This window comes from Streptomyces pratensis (assembly GCF_016804005.1).
Lineage (GTDB): Bacteria > Actinomycetota > Actinomycetes > Streptomycetales > Streptomycetaceae > Streptomyces > Streptomyces pratensis_A.
The window spans coordinates 984,446-1,005,371 of sequence record NZ_CP051486.1 but is presented as its reverse complement, the minus strand read 5'-3'; the positions used below and the strand labels follow the sequence as shown (position 1 = coordinate 1,005,371).

Here is a 20,926-nt window from a genome sequence, read left to right as displayed (position 1 = left end):
GCCCGTCGGCTCAGCCCTCCGCCACCGACGTCGCCCGCCACGGCGCGAGCCGCTGGACGTCCTTGGCCGTCTCCGTGACCCCGCTCAGGAAGCCCTGGGCGCGGGGGGACGCCGTGTCGCGGAGCCATTCCGGCTGTATGTCGCACACCGCGACCTTCACGCCCGTGCCCGCCAGGGCCAGCGGGAGGGTGTGGACCACCGTGGACGGGAAGCTGAGGACCGTGTGGCCTATGGGGCCCCTGCGTGCGATCAGCTCCAGGGGAAGGTCAGGGCGGACGATCTCCAGGCCGGTGGCGGATTCCAGGGCGTGGAGCTTGTCCGCGGACTCCCGACGGTGGGCGAAGTAGCGCGTCGCGCCGTGGGTACGGGCGAGCGAGGCGACCGCCTCCTCGTACGGGACGGGGTCGACCACACCCGTCTCCACCAGGGAGGTCCCGACCATGTCCGCTCCCTTGGTGATGAGGGGCGGGCCGAAGCGCTCACGGGTCCAGGCGAAGGTGTTCGCCGTGACCGTGATGCCATCGGGCGCGTCCACCGGCATCGCGGTGAACACCTCCACCGTGCGGGAGGCCGAAGGGACGAAGCTGCGGCGGGCCGCGGAGGTGACCGGGGCCAGGAGCAGCTCGCGCGGGCCTCCGCTCCCACGGCGGTGCCAGCGCACCAGGCGTTCGCCGCGCGCCAGTTGGGCGACGAACTCCATGGTGGCGGTGCCGTCGTCGACGACCGTGATCCGACGGGTGCGGACCAGGCTGAGGAGCAGTTGCACGTACCGGGAGAAGGGGTCCCCGATGACGATGTGGTCGGCCTTGCGGATCAGGCCGGTCAGCGCCCGCAGGGCCTTCAGAGGCGCGCCGGTCTCCCCGCGCGCCTCCTGCCAGCGGACGGTGATGCCCTCGTCGCGGGCCAGCTCCGCCATCCTGCGCAGCTGACCGCGCGACATCGGGTCGACCGGGGGGAGGACGACGACCGTGGTGTCGGGTCCTCCCCGGGTGTGGGTCCACTCCAGGACGTTCAGGAGCTGGACCGGGCTCTCGACGAAGGCGAGGTTCACCGGTCGGCCCGTCAGACCGCGACCGGCTCGGCGGCCGGCGCGTTCTCGCCCTCGGCGACGACGCCCGCGACCCGGCGGAGCTTCTTCATCGGGCCGAGCTCCGACTCGTAGACCTTCTTGACTCCGTCACCGAGCGACGCCTCGATGGTGCGGATGTCGCGGACGAGGCGCGTGAGGCCCTGCGGCTCGACGGAGGCGGCCTGGTCGGAGCCCCACATGGCGCGGTCCAGGGTGATGTGACGCTCGACGAACGTGGCGCCCAGCGCGACGGCGGCGAGGGTCGTCTGCAGCCCCGTCTCGTGGCCGCTGTAGCCGATCGGGACGTTCGGGTACTCCTGCTGCAGGGTGTTGATGACCCGCAGGTTGAGCTCCTCGGCCTTCGCCGGGTACGTCGAGGTGGCGTGGCAGAGCAGGATGTTGTCGCTGCCGAGGACCTCGACCGCGTGCCGGATCTGCTTCGGGGTCGACATGCCGGTGGAGAGGATGACGGTGCGGCCGGTGGCGCGCAGCGAGCGGAGCAGCTCGTCGTCCGTGAGCGAGGCGGAGGCGACCTTGTGCGCGGGGACGTCGAACTTCTCCAGGAAGGCGACGGCCTCGGTGTCCCACGGGGAGGCGAACCAGTCGATGCCGCGCTTGGCGCAGTGCTCGGCGATGGCGGTGTACTCGGCCTCGCCGAACTCGACACGGTGGCGGTAGTCGATGTACGTCATCCGGCCCCAGGGGGTGTCGCGTTCGATGTCCCACTGGTCGCGCGGGGTGCAGATCTCCGGGGTGCGCTTCTGGAACTTGACCGCGTCGCAGCCGGCTTCGGCGGCCGCGTCGATCAGCGCGAGGGCGTTGTCGAGGTCGCCGTTGTGGTTGATGCCGATCTCGCCGGTGACGTAGACGGGGTGGCCGGGGCCGGCGGTGCGGGTGCCGAACGTACGCAGGCGGGAGGTGTTGCTCATGGTGGTGCTTCCTTACTTGGTGGGGGCTGACTCGGTGGGGGTTGCGGGCGTTTCGGTGGAGAGGGTGAGGGTGGGGCCCAGGAGCCAGGCCGCGATCTCGCGGATGGCGCCGAAGCCGCCCGGGTTGGTGGTCACGGCGCGCGCGGCGGCGCGCACCGAGTCGTGGGCGCTCGCCACGGCGACGGGCCAGCCCGCCAGGCCGAAGCAGGCCAGGTCGTTGACGTCGTTGCCGACGTAGAGCACGCGGTCGGGAGCGATGGACTGCTCCTCGCACCACTGCTTGAGTGCCAGGTCCTTGCGGTCGATGCCGTGCAGGACGGGGACCTGGAGCTTGCGGGCGCGGGCGGCGACGACCGGGTTCTGCTCCGTGGAGAGGATCAGCAGCGGTACGCCGGCCCGGCGCAGTGCGGCGACACCGAGGCCGTCGCCGCGGTGCACGGCGACGATCTCGCGGCCGTCCGAGTCGATGAGGACGCGGTCGTCGGTCTGCGTGCCGTCGAAGTCGAGGACGACGGCGTCGATGTCCGCCCGGGTCGGCAGCGGGGAGGGGTCGAGGAGCGGCGCGAGGGCGCGGGCGCGGGCCAGGTCGTGCGGGTCGTCGATCTCCAGGACCCGTGCGGGATCGGTCCGTACGAGCGCGGTGTGGCCGAAGAAGCGGTGGCGGTGCGTGCGGAAGCCCTCGACCTCCATGGCGTACGCGGCACCGGTCTCCAGGTAGTCCTGGGGCCGGTCCTGGCGGCGGGGGCGTACGGCCTTGTCGTGGTTGACGCCGTAGGTGCCCTCCTCGACCGCGCTGCCGTCGCGCCACACGAAGCCGTGGAAGGGGGCCACGGTGACCGCGGTGTCGGCGCCCTCGCGGGCCACCGCGGCGGCGACGCCGTCGATGTCCTCGCGTGTGATGAACGGGCTCGTGCACTGGACGAGGAGCACCACGTCCGCCTTCCGGCCGTGCGCCGTCGCCTCGTAGGAGTGCAGCGCGTGCAGGACCGCGTCCTCGCTGGTCGCGGTGTCACCGGCGATGGCGGCGGGACGCTGCACACAGAGCAGCCGGGCGTCCTCCCCCAGTGCGTCGGCCGCCGCCCTGGCCGCGTCGGCGATGGCCGGGTCGTCGGTGGTGACGACGACGTCCGTGACCTCGGGCGAGGCGAGGCAGGCGCGGACGGCACGGGCGACGAGCGGTACGCCGCCGACCTTGGCGAGGTTCTTGGCGGGCACGCCCTTCGATCCGCCGCGGGCGGGGATCACGGCGAGCACGGTGGGGGGCGGGGTCATGGTTGCTCCTGAATCGGTGGTCACAGCTCGCCCATCCGCCGGATCACGGGGGCGACCCGCTGGACGCCGTGGCGGTAGGCGCCGCGCGCCGCGTTGCGTACGGTTTCGCGCACCGCGCCGCGGACCCGGCCCGTCTCCCTCGGCGTGACGGCTCCCGGCAGGGGGTGGCCGTCGGGGCCCAGGTGGTAGCGGGCGAGGATGCCGGGGAGGTAACCCGGCGCGGTGGCGGGCGTGTAGTAGGGGGCGAGGCGGGGAAGCGGCCCGGCGAGCAGCGCAGCGACCCGCACCCGGGCGGTGTCGTAGGCCGCCCCGTACGTGCCGTCGGCGGCGACGCCCTGGCCTGCGAGCCACTCCTCGTCGGGCTCCGGGCGGAGGCCGCCGTCGAGGTGGTCCCAGGACGTGATCAGTCCCGAGCCGATGAAGTGGTGGTTGCCGAGGGCCTCGCGGACACCGAGGTCGGAGAGGATCGCGGTCGGGATCCGCCGGTGGAGGGACTCCAGCGCGGCGGTCGAGGACACGGTGACCAGCAGGTCGGTGCGGTCCAGGACCTCGCCCATGTGCCCGTACACGAGACGGAAGTTGGGCGGCAGCCCGCCGGGGATCCGCTCCGCGAGCCGCTGGTAGGGCAGTTCCTCGATGTGCGTGGTGTGTTCACCCGGCTTGGAGCGCAGCTTCAGCAGCACCTCGCGGCCCGGGTGCAGCCTGGCGTGCTCGACGAGCCGGCGCAGCAGGTACGTCCGGTCGGCGCGGGACGCGGGGACGGAGGGCTGGGCGGCGAACACGACGGTGTCACGGCCCTCCTGGGCCCGGTGCGGCTCCCCGCCGAGGAACGGCAGGGCCGCCTCGGTGACGGACGACGCGTCGGCGCCGACCCCCTCGTAGACCGCGTGGAAACGCGCCGCGTCGTGCCGGGAGTTGGCGAGGACGACGTCCGCGCCGTGGCGCAGCAGGAGCCCGTCGGCGAGCTTCTCGTAGACGACCCCGACATAGCCGGTGACCACGACGGGCCTGCGGGGCAGGTCCAGTGCGGCCAGGCCGTGGATCATCGCCTGGACGGCGCCGCCGACGAGGGCGAGGACGACGACGTCGTACGCCTCGTCCCGCACCGTGTGCAGGAACTCGACGGCGGTCACCTCGCGCACCCGGCCGGCCTCGACCCCCACCTCGCCCACTTCGGCGAGCTGGCGGGGCGTCGGGGTGGCCCGGCCGCGCAGCAGCAGTCCGCTGATCTCGACAGGACGACCCGTCGCTCCGGCTTCCGAGGCCGTGGAGAGGCGGCGCGCGGTGAGCGCGCCCCATTTCCAGCGGGTGTCGGAGTCGGCGAGCACAGCTATGCGAAGGGGGGCACAGTCGGCTGCTGCGGTATCGGCGCGGCCTTCGGAGCCGGCCGGGCTACTGGTACGTGGAGGCACGTCCTAGAAGCTAGGAAGGCATTGCGAGGAGCGGCCCAACGAGGGGGCAACAGCTGGTTAACAGCCCGCCGACGCTTGGAGATCGGCCTCCGCCCGGGGCCCTTTCTCCAGGTGGGGCGGCCGGGTTAACGGAGCCTACACAGCCCGTTCATCCCCTGTCCTTTCCGGGGACAAGCCGCATGACAGGCCGGCGCCTAGCGTGAATCCCGTGGTTAAGCTCTCCGTCATCGTGCCGTTCTACAACGTGCAGACATACGCGCCCGACACCCTCAGAAGCCTTCGCGCGAACGCGGGTAAGGACTTCGAGTTCATCCTCGTCGACGACTGTTCCACGGACGGGACAGCCGACATCCTGCGCCGCGCGCGGGACGACATCCCGGGGACGGTCGTGATCAGGCACGAACAGAACGGCGGGCTCGCGACCGCGCGGAACACCGGTCTGGACGCCTCGACCGGGGAGTTCATCACCTTCCTGGACGGCGACGACTGGCTGGCCCCCGGCTACTACGAGCGGCTGCTGGCCGCCGCGGAGGACCTGGGGTGCGACTTCGTACGCGCCGACCACGTGCAGGTCACCGGCAGGGCGCGGACCGTGCACCGCGTGCCGCACGGGCTGCGGGGTGTCCCCTTCAGCCCTCGGGAGGCAATCCTTCCGCCCGACCGCACCACGTCGGTGGACTACCCCTACGCCTGGGCCGGCATCTACCACCGCCGTCTCGTCGACCGCGGGCTGCTGCACTTCACCCACGGGCTGCGGACGGCCGAGGACCGGCCGTGGATCTGGCGGCTGCACCGGGAGGCGGAGTCCTTCGCCGCGGTCGGACTCCTCGGGGTGTTCTACCGTCGCGGTGTCGCCTCCTCACTCACCCAGATCGGTGACGTGCGCCAGCTCGACTTCATCCGGGCGTTCGACCAGGTCATCGACGAGACCGCGCGGGATCCCGAGGCGGACCGGCTGCTGCCCAAGGCGGTCCGCACCTACGCGGCCGTCATGGCGCACCACCTGAACTCCATCGAGAGGTTCGAACCGGCCGTCGCCCGGAAGCTTCGCTCCATGAGTGCCGCGGCGCTCCACCGGCTTCCGCAGGACCTCCTCAGCGACACGCTGGACTCGCTCGGTGACCAGCGGGCGGCGCGGCTCCGCCGCCTCCGTCGCCGTCCGGTCCCCGCGGGGACCGTCCCCTCCGTCACCACAGGAGCCTCCACCTGATGTCCGGCCGCCGTTCCACCCAGCTCTTCTTCGCCTGCTCCCAGTACGCCGCCGCCACCGTCACCGCCGCGATCCGGTCCGGCCTGTTCGGTTCCCGCGACGGACACCGCCGGATGCTGATCGTCAGCGACACCTCGTACGCCCCGGAGGTGGGCACCCCGCTCGACCGGATGGACGGATTCGAGTGCCTGCGGCCCGAGTTCGACGCCGTGATCTCCTGGAACGACTTCATCAGCCCCTTCCACCCGGTGGGCTGGTTCCCCCGCGACCAGGACACCCTGCTCTGGGAGCGGTATCTGCGTCTCGCCTGGGAACTCGGCGACGGGCCCGTGGAGATCGCCTGCGAGTCCATCCAGGCGAACCCCTCCAACGCCGTCGCGAAGATCTTCGGTGAGAGCCCCGTCCACGTCTACGCCGACGGGCTGATGAGCTACGGCCCGACGAGGAGCAAGATCGACCCGCTCATCGGCACGCGTGTGCAGCGGCTCCTCCACCTGGATCTGGTGCCGGGGCTCCGGCCGCTCCTGCTGTCCGAGTTCGACGTCGAACCCGAGGTCGTCCCGACGGCGGAGTTCCTCAAGGTGCTGTCGGAACTGTCCGACGCGGCGCCCGCGCTCACCGCAGGGCAGATCCCGGACGCCCCGGCCCTGCTGCTCGGGCAGTACCTGTCCGCGATCGACGTCCTGACCCCCGCGCAGGAGGAGGACCTCCATGTGCGGATGGTGCGCGGCGCCATAGCGCTCGGACACCGCCACATCGTCTTCAAGCCGCACCCCTCAGCCCCGGCCGGCTGGTCCCGCGCCCTGGAGGAGGAGGCGGAGCGGCTGGGTGCCGAACTGACGGTCCTGAAGGACCCGGTGATCGCCGAGGTGGCCTACCAGCGGCTGAACCCGGCGCTCGTCGTGGGCGCGTTCTCCACCGCTCTGCTCACCGCCGCGTCCTTCTACGGCATCCCCGTCGCCCGCGTCGGTACGGACACGCTGCTCGACGGGCTCACCCCTTACCAGAACAGCAACCGGGTGCCGCTGACGATCGTCGACGCGCTGCTGCCTGCTCTGGAGGAGCCTTCGTCGGTCACCGGCTGGTCCCTGCCGGACGAGAGCAGCGTCCGGCAGGAGCTCACCGGGCTGATCACCGCCGTCGGCTTCGCGATGCAGCCGAAGATCTACCCGGAACTGCGCCCCGCGGCCGAGGCGTTCCTGGCGGAACAGCCCGCGTCCGGAAGGAACCGCTACTTCCGGCGCCGCCGTCTGACGGCGCTCGCCCTGCCCGGAGCGCTGCCCTCGCAGCTCGGCTTCATCCCGCGCAGCCCCACCGTGCGCAGGTTCGCGCGGCAGGCCAGGACCTGGCAGCGGGCCGCGAGCCGCCGCATGCCGGGCGCGGGCCGGACCGGCGGCAGCTGAAGTCACGCATGACCGTGCGTCTTCCCGGGGGGGAAGACCGAGGAAGACGTGGAAGGACCACCGAAGTGACGATCGCGCCACCGCTGCCTGCCCAGGCTGCGGATCACCTTCCGGACCCCCGCCCCGCACGCAGGGGCGGGGGCCGTCTGCGCGCCCTGGACGGACTGCGCATCCTGGCTGCCCTGATGGTCTGCCTGTATCACTACGCGGGCAAGAACGGTCCGGTCGCCGAGGCCTGGGGGCAGTCGCCGGGCCTGAAGTTCCCCACGCTGTCGTCGTTCGCGACGTACGGCAGCCTGGGGGTGCAACTGTTCTTCATCATCAGCGGCTTCGTGATCTGCATGAGCAGCTGGGGAAGGAGCCCGGGGGACTTCTTCCGCTCCCGGGTCGCCCGCCTGTACCCCGCCTACTGGGCGGCGATCGTCATCATCACCGCTGCCGCGGTGCTGCTGCCGGTGGTGGTCCGGCCGCTGCCTCTGAACGAACTGCTCGTCAACTTCACGATGCTTCAGCAGCCGATGGGGGTGGACCGGGTACTCGGGGTGTGCTGGACCCTCTGGGTGGAGATGCGGTTCTACCTGTTGTTCGCCGTCTTCGTGGTGTGGCGGGGCGTGACGTACCGCCGGGTGGTCATCTTCTGCGTCGGCTGGATCCTGGCGTCCGTGTTCGCCCGGGCAGCCCAGAGTCCGCTCACCGACGTACTGGTGATGCGGGACCACGCCCCGTACTTCATCGGCGGCCTGGCCCTGTACCTGATCCACCGCTACGGCAGCGACCTGCTGCTGTGGGGCATCGTGGTCACGAGCTGGCTCCTCGGCCAGCGGTACTCGGTCACCGCCCTCTGGCACCCGGGGATGGAGGGCGACTTCTCGCGTTCCCCCTACGTCATCCAGGCGATCGTCACGCTGGCGTTCGTCGCGGTGGCCGCGGTGGCCCTGGGCTGGCTCGGCTGGGCGAACTGGCGCTGGCTGACGATCGCCGGCGCGCTCACCTACCCGTTCTACCTGCTGCACGAGCATCTGGGCTGGTTCGCGATCCGCATCATGAACCGAGCGCTGCACCTGCCTCCGCAGGTGACGCTGGTCGCCTCGGTGGGCTGCATGCTCATCCTGGCCCACCTGCTGCACCGCCTGGTCGAGAAGCCGATCGGGCCCCGGCTCAAGCGGGCGATGGCGGCGCAGGCGGCGAGGGTTCCGCTGCGGGATCGGTTGGGCTGAGGGGGCCCTAATACCGCCTTCCCCCTTATCTCTCGCAGATGCCCCGCCCGAATTTTTGGGCGGGGCATCTGACGTTCACGACAACGGGGCCGCGCCTGGTTACTGATTCTCTCCAGCATCAACAGTTGATGGTTGAACGCCCAGGATGAGATTGCTCATCGCCTCCGGCATGCGACCGAAGGAGGCCACCCAGGCCTCGACGAGATACAGCTCGCCATGCTGATCAATTCCAAGGAACGAACGGCCCTCATCATGCACGCCGACGGGGAAGATCGACTTATCGATCTCCTCGCCCCATTCCAGGAACCTGTCTCCTTCACCCAGGCAAAGCATGGGGTCGAGCTCGAACGGCTCACGTGCACGACTGATTCCTGGTCCAGAAACGTCCACAGCAAGCCCTCCGAACTCAGTCAGGAAAGCGCTGGCCACCGGGTGCCGCTGGAGCCCCTCGGCTTCGAAGGATTCCAGCCACGGCTCCGCGTCGACCTGTCTGCCAGGTGTCCAGCCGGCCTCTCGTAGAACGCGGCCCACTTCATCAGGAAAGGTTTCCATCCAGTCACCCCGCGGTCACAAAGTTAAGGTCGAAGGCATCTTCCAGCGCCACACAACTATTGCAAGGGCCAACAGGATAGCCGTGCATCGGATTATCTTTCGACCCGCGCACGATCACTCCGGCCGCCGAAGATCCCGTCGGGTTGTTTCCATCCTCAAGCGCTCGAGAGACGCACACGGCCAACCCGCAACTGCCGTGGCCGACCCCACGTTCCGAGGCAGGGATGGCGTCCAGAATTTCCTGGACAACCGGGTGCAATTTTGGAGGAGTTCCCCTGACGCTCGGGCTTGAGTAGACCCGGCCGCTCGGCAGTCGGAGCGCCTCTGCAACAGCCGGTCGCGCCTTGGACGGTCGGACCAGCGATGCGATATCGGCCGCGCCGCGAGCCCCAGCGGTCACATCACAGTTGTGAACAAGAACCGGCGTCGCGCCCGCCGCCACATAGTACGTATGGACGCTGTCCACCGAGAGGTTGTAGACCCGCTCCGTGCGCGTGGAATCCGCGACCTTCGTGACCTGGACCCACGTGCCGCCGCCCGTCCTGAGCCACTGGCCCGGTTCGAGTTCGCCTGCGGTGGCCCACTCCCTGAGCGAGGGCACCCAGAACGGGTGGCCGGCGGTGGCGGTGAGGACCTCGGTCGCGTCGCCCCTGGCGCCGTCGGTGTCGACCGTGAGGTGGACCAGGTGCTTGAGGCCCTCGCCCCTGATCGTGGCCGTGACCTCCTCGTCGGAGGTCTTGCCCGTCGTCGGGTCGGTGGCCTGGACCTCGTCCCCCGCCTCGACCTCCTCGATCGGTTTGCGGGAGCCGTCGGCCATCACCACCTCGGTGCCGGCGACGAAGCTGTTGCCGACGGCGTCCGCGGCCATGCTCGTGCACGAGACCGCCGTCTCGACGCGGTCCACCGTCGTCTCGACCTTGTCGGCGGCCTTCGCGATGTCGTCCGCGTACTTCGCGGCCTTCGACATCATCCGGCCGGCCTTCGCCGCCCGGACCAGGCCCGCGCCCGCGCCTCCGAGGACCAGTCCGCCGACGGTGGCCGCGGCCCAGGCACACGCCTCCATGTCACCCGTGGTGACGCAGGCCTTGATGTCGTTGAAGCCGGTGACCTCGCCCACGAAGTTGCCGACGTCCTTGACGCCGTCCCACACCGCACCCCAGTCGGCGGCGTCACGGACCGTCTCGACGACCGCCCCGACCTGCTGGGCCACCGCGTCACGGAGCGCCTCGGTCGCCTTCGCGACGTCCTGGATCACGTCGGCCGCGGCGTTGACCAGCATCGCCGGGAGGTTGGGATCAGCCGTGACGATTGCGACGCCGATGGTGATCAGCGGTTTCATGGCGGCTTTGATGGCCGGTATCGGGTTGTGCTTCGCCACCTGGGCGGCGAAGGCTCTGGCCTTCTTGCTGACCGCCGCTCTCGCCGCGTGATAGGCCTGTCTGGCCTGCACGATCTTCTCTCTCGCCCATTCGCGAGCCTGTTTCTCCGCGGACCGGTAGATCTTCTTCCCGTAGTCGACGATCGTCTTGAGGCCGGACTTCCTGTAGAGGTAGTTGACGGCCCTCCCCGCGAAGTCGAGTGCCTTGCTCAGCGCGGCCCGGGGGTTGCGGACGGCGTAGACGACCGCGTCCTTGACCCTCTTCGCGGTCTTGTACGCCTGCTTCACGTACTTGTTCTTCTTGATCTTCTTGATCACGCTGGAACAGAACCCGCAGCTGGGCCAGTGACCGTCGGGATCGGTGTAGTCCATGGGTGACCCGGCACCGTAGGTGTACCGGTTCGCCAGGATCGAGCTGCCGGAGGCGTAGGTGTAGGAGTCGCGGGAGTCGAACGCCCCGGTGCCCGGGTCGTACCAGCGGGCTCCCATGTTGACCTGGTCGGTGTCGGGGTCGGTCCAGTCGCCCTGGTAGCCCGCGTTGCCGGTGGTGTCACCGGTCGTCCCGCCGAAGGGGTCGTAGGCCGTGGACGCCGTCAGGCCGGTGGCCGTGCCGTCGGTGGCGGACATGTCTCCGACGACGTCGCCGTGCTTGTCGGTGACGGTGAGCTGCGCGTCACCGGTGCCCTCCAGGACGGAGAGGATCTCGTCCGAAGCACCCCTTCCGTACGTGGAGTTGTTGTCCTTGACCGGGTCCGGCGCGAGCCCGGCGTAGCTGAAGTCAGCTCCGTTTCGGGAGGCGACGCGGTCCAGCGAGTCGTAGGTGTACTCGGTTCCCGACTCACCGGCCGTCGTCATCCGGTCGAAGGCGTCGAAGGCGAATTCCTCGGTCATCCCGGAACTGGTACGGGAGGCGAGGGTGCCGCGCGCGGTGTGGTCGTAGGTGTAGTCCCCGTCGGACAGCAGCCGGTTCCGCTCGTCGAAGGTCGCGGCCTTCCCGCCGTTCTCCGTCCGGTTCCCACTGTCGTCCCAGCCGTATTCGGTGGTGGTCTCCCCGGAGGTCCAGGAGGTCAGCCGGCCTGCGTCGTCGTAGCCGTAGGTGTTCTCACCCGCGTCGGCCGTTCCGGCGGTCTTCTTGCTGGTCAGGTGGTCGTCGGAGTCGTATCCGTAGTCGGTCGAGGCGATGGGGGCGCCGGTGGACGTGGACACCGTGTCGGTGTCCAGCCGGCCCAGCTCGTCGTAGGTGAACTCGCGTGACTGGCCCGCCCCGTAGTCGATCCGTTCGACCGCCCCGGAACTGTCGTACGCGTAGTTCTGGGTGGCGCCGGTGAGCGGGTCGGAGGCGGAGGTCAGCTGCTGGCTGGTCCAGCCGAAGCTCGCCGTACCGGCCGCGTCCGTACGGGAGATGAGCAGGCCGTCGCTGTTGTACGCGTAGCTGGCGTCACCCGAGGGGCCCGCCGCCTCGAGCAGCGCGCCGCGGTCGTCGTACGTGTACGTGTTGTCGCCCCCCGGCGCGGACGCCCGCGTGAGGCGGCCGGCCGCGTCGTAGCGGAACGTCTTGGCCGCGGTCTCGGACTCGGCGCCGCTGCCGGTCTCCCCCACGAGCAGCCCGGCCCGGTCGTAGGCGCGCTCCCGGACGACTCCGCCCGGGGCCGCGACCTTCACAGGCCGGCCCTCCACGTCGTAGGAGGTGGTCCAGGTACGGTCCGCGAGGCCGGGGTCCCGCTCGGTGGCCGGCTCGATCACCGACTCGGTCCGCCCGAGCGTGTTGAGTGTGTACAGCGTCGTGTTGCCGCGCCCGTCGGTGTAGCGGGTGCGGTTGCCGAGCGCGTCGTAACCGAAGGACGTGGTGATCGACTTGTCGTCCGCCACCGGTTCGCGCTGACTCGTGAGCCGGCCCAGCGCGTCGTACTCGTAGCTGGTGACGCCGCCGAGCGGGTCGGTCGCCGAGGTCAGGTTTCCGCTGGTGTCGTACCCGTAGGTGACCTCGCGGATCGGGCTGTTGGCGGCGTCGAGGTCGGAGTCCTCGACGAGCCGGCCGAGGGTGTCGTACATCTTGGCCGAGGTGCGGCCCTGGCCGTCCGTCGTGCGGACCTCGCGTCCGCTCATGTCGTAGCCGAGCTGGGTGACCACCTTGCTCGGGTCCGTCGCCCGGGTCAGCTGCCCGAGCGAGTCGTACACGAAGGCGCTGGTACCGCCGCCGGGCAGGGTCTGCCGGACGACGTTGCCCGCGTCGTCGTAGGTGTTGCGGGTCGTGAACGCGCCTGGTCGGGGCTTGCGTTCGATCGCCGTGCTCGTGACAGGCCGGTCCAGGTCGTCGTAGGTGGTCTCCGCCCGTGCGCCGGTCGGGTCGGTGACCGACAGGAGCTGACCGGTGCGGGTGTAGGTGTACGACCACTCGCCGCGCTCGTCGTCCTGGCCGACGGGCACCTTCTTCGTGGTGAGCCGGTTCTGCCGGTCATAGGTGTAGCTGGTGACACCGCCGCGCGGGTCGGTGGACTCCACAGTGTTGCCCAGGGCGTCGTAGGCGTAGCTGACACGGGGAGTGACGGCCTGCGTGGCGTCCGGTGCCCGGTACTCCGGAGCCGTGGCGCTGAGCGTCCGGCCCAGCCGGTCGTAGGTGGTGCGGTTGATGTTGCCGAGCGCGTCGACGGACTCGGTCACCGCCCCGAAGGTGTCGTAACCGGTGTAGGTGGTCGGGCGGGACGCGGTCGCGGTCGAGCCGGCGGACTCCGTCCGCACCTCCGGCGCGGTGGTGGACAGCGGCCGGCCGATCTCGTCGTAGGCGTAGTCGGTCCGGTTTCCGCCCGGGTCGGTCACGGACTGCACCAGGCCGCGCTGGTCGTAGTCGTAGACGGTGGTGCGGCTCTCGGTGATGCCCTGGACGGTCTCCGTCTCGGCGTTCCCGGCGTCGTCGTAGGTGTAGCGGACGGTCTCCGGCGTGGCGTTGACCGGCCACGGCACGTTGGAGGGGGCGCCGCCGTTGGCGACGGTCTGCACGTTTCCGGCGAGGTCGTAGGTGTACGTGGTGCGGCGGGCCAGGCCGTCAGGGTCGGTGACCTCCGACGTGGTGCGGCCGACCGCGTCGTAGGTGTACGCGGTGACGAGCTTGCCGTTGTTCCCCTTCTCCACGAGGAGGTTGCCCGCGCCGTCGTAGGTGTTGGCCGACACGACGATGTCCCGCGTGCTGCCGTCGGGGTCGTGGAAGTCCTCCAGCGTGACCGACTTGACCAGGTCGTCGCCGTAGTACTCGTAGGCGATGGTGCGGCCCATGCCGTCGGTGTGCCGTGCGACACGGCCGGCCATGTCGTAGGCGTACGACTGCAGGACCGTGTAGTCGTCGTCCCCGCCGTCGTCCTCCCAGTCGCGCAGCCGGGTCTCGGCCATCGAGCTGCGGGCCGTGTAGACGTAGTCGAAGTGGTTGCCGTTGGCGTCGACCATCGACTCGCGGTTGCCGAGCGCGTCGTAGGTGTAGGCCGTCTCGCTGCCCTCGGCGTCGGTCACCGTCACCGGGCGCCCGTGCTCGTCGTTCTCGAACGTCATGGAGCGCGGCTCGTCACCGCCGAGCACGTCACTGACCTCGGTGCCGGTGACGTTGCCGTCGGCGTCGTAGGTGGTGGTCGTGCGCTGCTGGTGCTTCCCGAGGGTGACCACGTTGGTGGTGGCCGGTTCCGTGGTGGAGACGGTGCGGTTGAGCGCGTCGTAGGCGACGGTCACGGTCTCGCCGGCGGGCCGGGAGTCGGAGACGGTGGTCTCGGTCAGCTTGCGGCCGAGCGCGTCGTACGTGAACGAGGTGACCAGGCCGGACGGCTCGGTGATCTGTGCCAGGTCACCGCTGGTGAAGTACCGGTAGCGGGTGACCTTGTTGCGCGGGTCGGTCGACGTCAGCGGCAGGCCGGTGGGCGTGTTGCCGCCGCCGACCGCGGGCTCGGCACCCGTCGTGTAGGTGTTCTTGACGGTGCCGTTGTCCGGGGAGATCTGCTGGGTGAGGAGCCCGCGGGTGTCGTACCGGTACTGCGTGCGGAACCGGTCGTCCGTGAGACCGGTCGAGCGGCCGTCCCGGGTCTCGGACGGCTGGTCGGCACGCAGGTCCAGCTCGCCGGAGGGGGTGGGGTAGGTGGTGTACGCGGTCTGGCAGTCACCCTTGGCCCGGCACGTGGTCCGGCTGATCACGTTGGCACGGTCGTCGTAGCCGAGGGTGATCTTGTCACCGGTCTCGCTGGTGACGACGGTCTGGTTGCCCTTGTCGTCGTACTCGTAGCTCTGGATCGCGACACCTTCGACCGGGTGCCGGATGAAGTCCGGTTCGCTGCCGCCGTCGCCGGGCGGGTTGGTGCAGAACGCCGGGTCGCCGGGGTCCGGCTCGGTGCAGATCTGCTCCGGCGGACCTTCCGGACCGGGCGATTCCTGGGGTTCCGGGGCGCCCAGGCCCAGAGGCGAGCCGTAGCGCAGCATCTGCCCGGTCAGCCCGTCGTACTCGTAGAAGTAGGGGGAGTCCGCCGGGTCGTGGACCTCGACCGTGCGCCGGAGGTCCTCGTCGTTGCCGAAGACGGCGGGCCGGCCGATCTTCCAGGTCCCGCCGTTGCGGTCGGTGTACTCCTCGACGCGGTCGCGGGAGACGTCGTACGACACCTCCGAGGCCAGTCGGCCGGAGGGCAGCGTCGTCGTGGTCAGCACGTCCGCCGCACGGGTCGCCTCGCGGTAGTGACCGGCTGCGGCCTCCGCACCCAGCGGATGGTGGTAGACGGCCACCTCGTCGATGGTGCCGTTGAAGGAGCGGGCTCCGGTGGTGCCCCAGCCGGGCCAGGAGGCAGGTGTCGAGGCGTGGGCCGCGCCGATCTGGTTGTGGGTCAGCTCGCCGGGTACCGGCTGTCTGCCGGTGAGGGTGCCGGACAGCTTGCCGTCGAGGTACAGGGACTGGGTGGAGCCGGACATGGAGAGCACGGCGTGGTGCCACTGTCCGTCGTTGACGTTCTTGGTGATGTCGGTGATCGGGGAGACCGAACCCGTCCAGAACTGGCCGCGCAGTTTCCCGTCGTTGCCGACGTACAGGGCGGGTACGCCGACTCCCGGCGCGGTGCCCAGGGCCTTGTCCTGGTAGCCGACCAGCGGGCCGCCGCTCCCCGAGGCGATGGTCTTGAACCACACTTCGACCGCGGCGTCCCTGCTTCGCTTGAGGGTGCCGGCCGGCAGGTCCACGCGCGAGCTCGTGCCGTTGAACTTCGCCGACGTGGACGTGTCCCCGGTCACGGCGCCGCCCTGCGCGAGCGTCACGTCCTTGTAGGTGCCCCGGTCCTTGCCGAGGTTCGTCTCCTTGGCACTCCCGGCCGCGCTGCCCTCGGCCTCACCGAGGCGCCAGTAGGACTCAGGACGGGCGTCGAGCACCCCGGTGGCGTAGTGGCTGCCCTTCCCGTAGCCGTACCGGGTGCACCCGCCGAGCGGATCGCAGACGCTGTCGAGGACATCGCCGGTGTAGCCGTACGTCCAGGCCTGGGCCACCCCGCCGACCGGGGTGGTGGAGACCCGGGTGACGTGCGAACCGGTCCAGGTGAAGGTCATGGTCCGGCCGCTGCGGGCGTGGCGGGCACTCTGCAGCTTGCCTGCCGACCATGTGTAGTTGACGACGTTGGAGGACGCGTCCGTCACCCGGATGAGCAGGCCGCCGGTGGAGAAGTCGTAGGTGGTCCCCGACTTGTCCTGGAAGGCGTAGGTGTTGGCGGTGGCGTCGTACGTCAGCTTGGCGTACCGGCCCGGCGGCGAGGCGAAGCTCCCGTCGGGGTTCCTCCCGAAGCGGACGTCCTGACCGTCGGGGTAGCGCAGCACGACGTTGCCGCTGCCGTCGTTGTCGGGGGTGATCCGCATGTCGTAGCGGGTCGTCCAGCCCGCGCCGAAGGCGAGGTCACGCCGGGGGTCGAGGCTGTTGTACGTACGGACGAGCGTGAGGTCGGGGCCGACGGCGCTGATCGAGGCGTCGACGGCGGAGGAGGTGAAGTTGCCGACGTTCGGATCGAACTCCTGGCCCTGCGCCTGGGACAGCCGCGAGGTGATCTCCGGCTGCGGGACCGCCGCGACCAGCGCGACCTGGGCGGTGGGCACCTCGTTGGAGGCGTCCTTGACGAAGCCCCGCCACAGATAGGTCGTGCCCCACTTCAGCCGGCCCGCGGGTACGGGGTAGGCCGAGGCCGTCTGGTAGGCGGAGGTCGTGCACGCGACGGGCTTGCCGTCCTTGTCCGCCTCGCAGATCTCGTACTTGTACTGGAGCGACGATCCGGCCGGCGCGTCGATGTCGACACCGCTCGCCCACAGCTGCGGGGTCAGGGTCTGCGCCTGGTATCCGTTGGGCGGGAACTGCTCCTTGACGACGGGGGCGATGTCGAAGACCTGGAGGGTCAGTCTCCCGGGCGGCACCTGTTCGTCCGTGAAGACCTTGCCGCCGGTGCGGACCATGGTGAAGTCCAGCAGGTAGGCGCCCGGTGGCAGGGCCTTGATCGTCGCCTCCACCGTGGCCGAGGACCCGCGGGCCACGTTGCCGCTCAGGTTGGCGGTGCGCTGCTGGGTGACCAGGTGGCCCTTGGCGTCGTACGCCCGGTAGGCGAGGTAGTAGGTGCTCGGCGTCCAGGTCTCCGACCCCTTGTTCGTGACCTTGACCTTGACCTTGCCGGCCTGGTTCTGGAGGACCGGCGGGTCGGGGACGGGGCTGGGGAAGGAGTAGGTGGCGCTGTACGGGGAGTGCGTGACGAAGAGCTTCGGCGGGTTCGCGGTGGTGTGGCCGGTGAACCTCTTGAACGCCAGGGCGTCGGAGGGGGATGCGCGCAGGGAGAGGCCGTAGTTCGGCTGCGTGCCGTCGACCCAGCGCTGGACCAGGTCACGGCCGCCCTTGCCGAGGTCGAGGAGTTCGCCTGCGGCGGGGCATGCCGAGCTGGACGCCCCGAAGGCGACGTGCCCGTAGGCGAAGGACTTGGAGGTGAGCGCGCCGGCCACCGAAGGTCCCGGGTAGGCCGTGCCGGTGCCCTCTGCCCAGGAGCCGGTGACCGGGTGGACGGAGACCGCGCGCGGTTTGCAGGACCCCGAGTCGTAGTTCACGACCTGGAGCTGGGCGCCGAAGATGCGGTGGTGGCTCAGCTCCTCGTCGAGCCCGGGGAAGCCGAGGAAGGAGTACGTCGCACCGGTCGTGCTCCTGCCGACCTGGAGCTCGTCCCGTCCGACGACGGACGGGCCGCCGTTCCGGACGTACATCGAGGTCGAGGCGGAGGTGGCGTCGACGGACGGGTCGAGCCGGACCGGGTAGGCACGGCCGGGTTCGGCGAGCCAGGCGGGGTCCGCGCTGACCCGGAGCGTCTGCCGGCCGTCCAGCTCCCGCAGCTCGTACCGCACGGCCCGGGAGACGGCGCCGCGGGCGTCCTCCATGAAACCGGCGGGGAGCACGGCTTTCGTACGGCCGTCGGCGCCCGACAGGACGACCGAGCTGCCGTCCGTGCGGGCCGTCAGGCCCTGAAGGGTGAGAGGGAAGTCGAACTGCGTGGGAGCGTCGGCCGACCGCAGAAGAATCGTTTCCTTGACGCCACCCGCCTGCGAGTCGAGCCACAGGTCGGTGTCCGGCAGGACCCGCTCGTAGGAGACCCGGCTGCCCTCCGCCTTCCCCGGGGCCGCCGCGGCGCCGTCGAGCGCGTAGCCGAAGCGCTCGCCGGAGGCGAGGGTGAGGGTGACGAGATGCTCGTCGTCGGCGCTGTCCGCGAGGTCGAGGCCCACGGCGTCGGCCGTGTTGGACCAGCCGCCGTCCTGCTCGGCGAGCGCGGACCGGATGGGCTGCCACGTTCCGTCCGCCCGCTTGTAGTTGATCGCCGCGGTGGACACCTCGCTGGTGAGGGTGCCGTCCTCGTTCGCGTACGTGCGACTGCGCGCGTCGCGTTCGGCCACGACCTCCTTGCTGGTGTCCGGATCGAAGCCTTCCACGCTCGGTGCGGGTGCCGTGGCGACCTTCACGGCGTTGGGACGGACGGAGGGCCGTGCCGCCGGCGGCGGGGTGACCGGATACTTGGCGCGCAGCGAGCGCGGCGCCCCGGTGTTGGCACCCCCGTCGGCCGTGTGGCCGCGCCCTTCCGCGCTGCCCCAGCGCTGCCCCGGCCCCTCGGCTGCGGCGAGCGGCTCCGGGAAGAGGGGGAAGCCCGCTCCCGCCACGGCCACGGCGCCGACCGCGAACGTCACGAGCAGGGCCAGGGCGATGCTCCTGCCCCAACGCCCGCGCACCAGACGGGGCATCAGGAATCGGCGCGCGATTCTTCGGTACGACGGCACGGATCCCCCAAGCCTGCGGTGCCACGGACCTGTTGATGCTGGGACCACTGATCCTCATGTGTCGAGGCGGGCACATATTGTTCATGTACCTGCCATGTAGCCGCGTCCCTTGTTCATCCGTTCGCTACCGCACCGTTCACCCACGGCCGCCTAACGTCCGGCAGCATGACCTCAGACACGTCCCGTCCCGCTCCACGGTGGATCGCGGCGGTTACCGCCGTAGCCGCATCGATCCCCCTGCTCGTCGCCCTGCCCGGCACCGCGCACGCGGCCGAGGCCGCCACCTGCACCACGACCGGACCCACCTACGCGGTGGACTCGGCGGGCAAACTGCTGCGTGCCGACATGCCCACCCCGCTCACCGGCGGGACCCTCCCGGCCGCCGGCAGCATCGACACGGGCTGGAACGTGTACGGCCGGATGCTGGCCGGCAAGTCGGCCCGCTTCTACGGGATCAAGTCCGACGGGCTCTACCTGAGCCACCGCTCCTCGGGCACCTGGGACATCCACCACAAGAAGATCAGCGACAACTTCGGCTGGCTGGCCAAGGCGGAGGACCGCAACCAGGTCACCATCGACCGGGACGACCGGATCTGGGTACTGGACAACGACGGCGCGCTGCGGACCTTCTCGTACGACCTGGCGGCCGAGACCTGGTCCCCGGACAGCGGCAAGATCCTCGACCAGGGGTGGGAGCGGTACAACCTGATCGTCGCGGCCGACAACGGTGTGGTGTACGGACGTTCGGCGACGGACGGCCGCCTGTACCGCTCACGCTACGACTTCACGAGCCAGCGCTGGCTGGAGCGGCACGTCGTCGAGAGCCTGGCCGACTGGAACGTGTACACCAAGGGGATCACCTCGGCGGGCGGGGACACGCTCATGGGCATCACCGCGGCGGGAGCCGCGCACTACTACCGTTTCGACGAGAACATCCGGGACTTCCCCGTCTACAAGAAGACCGTCGGCGCCTCGGGCTGGGCCGCCTACACCAGCGTCGCGGGTGCCCCCGACGCGTGCCGGATCGTCAACACCCACACCCCGCCGGCGGTGCCTGCCGGGCGGGAGGAGTACAGCCCGGCGGCCGTCATACAGTCCTCCTCCGGATCGCTCGAGATCGCCTACTCGGACAACCTCGGCCACCTGGTGCACGGCAGGATCTCCGACCCCTCGGACATCAACTCGGCCCGGTGGGAGACGGTTTCGGGACTTGAGGCGTTCTCAGGGCGCCCCTCCCTCGCGGAGCACCAGGACGGCCGGGTGGTCGTCACCGGGCACAACATCTCGGGTGACGTCTGGCAGCTCGGCCAGAAGGCGAAGACCTCCGCGGACTGGGAGCCCTGGCTCTCCCTCGGCGGCGCCATGGCCCAGCACCCCGTGACCGCGAGGACGGCCACCGGCCGGCTGGTGCAGTTCTCCGTCGACGTCGACGGAAGGCCCTGGTACCGGATCCAGCAGCGCCCCAACGTCTCGTTCATGGGCTGGATGCCACTGAACGGCCTCGGGCTCTCCGGCCCGCTGACCGCCGTCCCGGCACGCGACGGTATCCAGCTCTTCGGGCGGAACTCGACCGGGTCCCTGGTCACCGCCCGGTTCGACGAGGCCGGAACCCTCACGTCGTGGACCGGCCTCGGCACTCGGACCGTCACCGGCACACCGGCTGTCGTCGTCTACCCGGGCTACCGCTACCGCGTCTTCGCCAACGACGGCCAGGGCAACGTCGTCACCGCCACGCAGGAGACCGAGGGCGCTGCCTACAGTGCGTGGAGCACCGTCGCGGGCGTGGTGGCCGAGGGGTCGCCGACCGCCGTGATCTCCCCGGCGACCGGCCTCACCGAGGTCCTGGTCCGCGACGCCGAAGGCGGCGTCCACAACACGGGTGAGACCACGCAGGGCAGCGGAGTCTGGCGCAACTGGGACCGGGTGGCCGACGGCGCGGCAGCCGATCCCACCGCGTTCGTCTACACCAACGCCAACGGCCCGCGCTGGGGCTTCACCATCCGCTCCGCCTCGAACGCCACCTGGATCTACGAGCTGAACACCGGTTTCAGCGCCCTGTCCGCCCGCACCACCGACCGGTCGCCCCGTTTCACGGGAACCGCACAGCCGGCGCCGTCGGCCGGCTGACACCGCGCCACCGGCCACGAGAATCCGACCCGCCGCAGCCGCTCCCTACCCCGCCGGAGCGGCTG

10 protein-coding genes are annotated in these 20,926 nt (G+C 70.4%); 4 read left to right on the top strand and 6 right to left on the bottom strand.

From position 1 onward, the window contains the following. Positions 1-10: 10 nt before the first annotated feature. Genes HED23_RS04460 through HED23_RS04445 form a run of 4 tightly spaced genes read right to left on the bottom strand, consistent with a single transcriptional unit; the run spans position 11 to position 4,682 of the window. Positions 11-1,051 carry a hypothetical protein gene (locus HED23_RS04460; protein ID WP_203182115.1) on the bottom strand — a complete coding sequence of 347 codons (1,041 nt, stop codon included), beginning with the start codon at positions 1,049-1,051 and terminating at the stop codon, positions 11-13. Between the two features lie 11 nt (positions 1,052-1,062). Further along, positions 1,063-1,998 carry an N-acetylneuraminate synthase family protein gene (locus tag HED23_RS04455; RefSeq protein ID WP_203182114.1) on the bottom strand — a complete coding sequence of 312 codons (936 nt, stop codon included), beginning with the start codon at positions 1,996-1,998 and terminating at the stop codon, positions 1,063-1,065. A 12-nt stretch (positions 1,999-2,010) separates the two neighbouring features. Next, the gene (locus HED23_RS04450) at positions 2,011-3,270 is read right to left on the bottom strand and encodes an acylneuraminate cytidylyltransferase (protein WP_203182113.1); all 1,260 of its coding nucleotides are present in this window, start codon (positions 3,268-3,270) and stop codon (positions 2,011-2,013) included. Positions 3,271-3,290: 20 nt separating this feature from the next. Further along, positions 3,291-4,682 (bottom strand): DUF6716 putative glycosyltransferase, encoded by a 1,392-nt coding sequence (locus tag HED23_RS04445; protein WP_203182112.1) that lies wholly within the window; start codon positions 4,680-4,682, stop codon positions 3,291-3,293. Between the two features lie 208 nt (positions 4,683-4,890). Here HED23_RS04445 and HED23_RS04440 point away from each other — a divergent pair, with 208 nt between their 5' ends. The 3 genes from HED23_RS04440 (at position 4,891) to HED23_RS04430 (ending at position 8,512) form a co-directional block, all read left to right on the top strand. Next, positions 4,891-5,892, top strand: a complete 1,002-nt coding sequence (locus HED23_RS04440) for a glycosyltransferase family 2 protein (RefSeq protein WP_203182111.1) — start codon at positions 4,891-4,893, stop codon at positions 5,890-5,892. Then, on the top strand, positions 5,892-7,295 hold the full coding sequence (locus tag HED23_RS04435; RefSeq protein WP_203182110.1) for a polysialyltransferase family glycosyltransferase: 1,404 nt from the start codon (positions 5,892-5,894) through the stop codon (positions 7,293-7,295). The genes HED23_RS04440 and HED23_RS04435 overlap by 1 nt, the downstream gene beginning before the upstream one ends. 65 nt (positions 7,296-7,360) lie before the next feature. After that, positions 7,361-8,512 carry an acyltransferase family protein gene (locus HED23_RS04430; protein ID WP_203182109.1) on the top strand — a complete coding sequence of 384 codons (1,152 nt, stop codon included), beginning with the start codon at positions 7,361-7,363 and terminating at the stop codon, positions 8,510-8,512. Positions 8,513-8,611: 99 nt separating this feature from the next. Here HED23_RS04430 and HED23_RS04425 read toward each other — a convergent pair whose 3' ends face one another. After that, complete coding sequence (locus HED23_RS04425; RefSeq protein WP_203182108.1) at positions 8,612-9,064, bottom strand: SUKH-3 domain-containing protein; 453 nt, start codon at positions 9,062-9,064, stop codon at positions 8,612-8,614. Between the two features lie 4 nt (positions 9,065-9,068). Beyond that, a complete protein-coding gene (locus HED23_RS04420) occupies positions 9,069-18,698 on the bottom strand; it encodes a LamG-like jellyroll fold domain-containing protein (RefSeq protein ID WP_203182107.1) in 9,630 nt (3,209 codons plus the stop codon). Positions 18,699-18,899: 201 nt separating this feature from the next. Here HED23_RS04420 and HED23_RS04415 point away from each other — a divergent pair, with 201 nt between their 5' ends. Next, the gene (locus HED23_RS04415) at positions 18,900-20,861 is read left to right on the top strand and encodes a tachylectin-related carbohydrate-binding protein (protein WP_203182106.1); all 1,962 of its coding nucleotides are present in this window, start codon (positions 18,900-18,902) and stop codon (positions 20,859-20,861) included. The last annotated feature ends 65 nt before the right edge of the window (positions 20,862-20,926 follow it).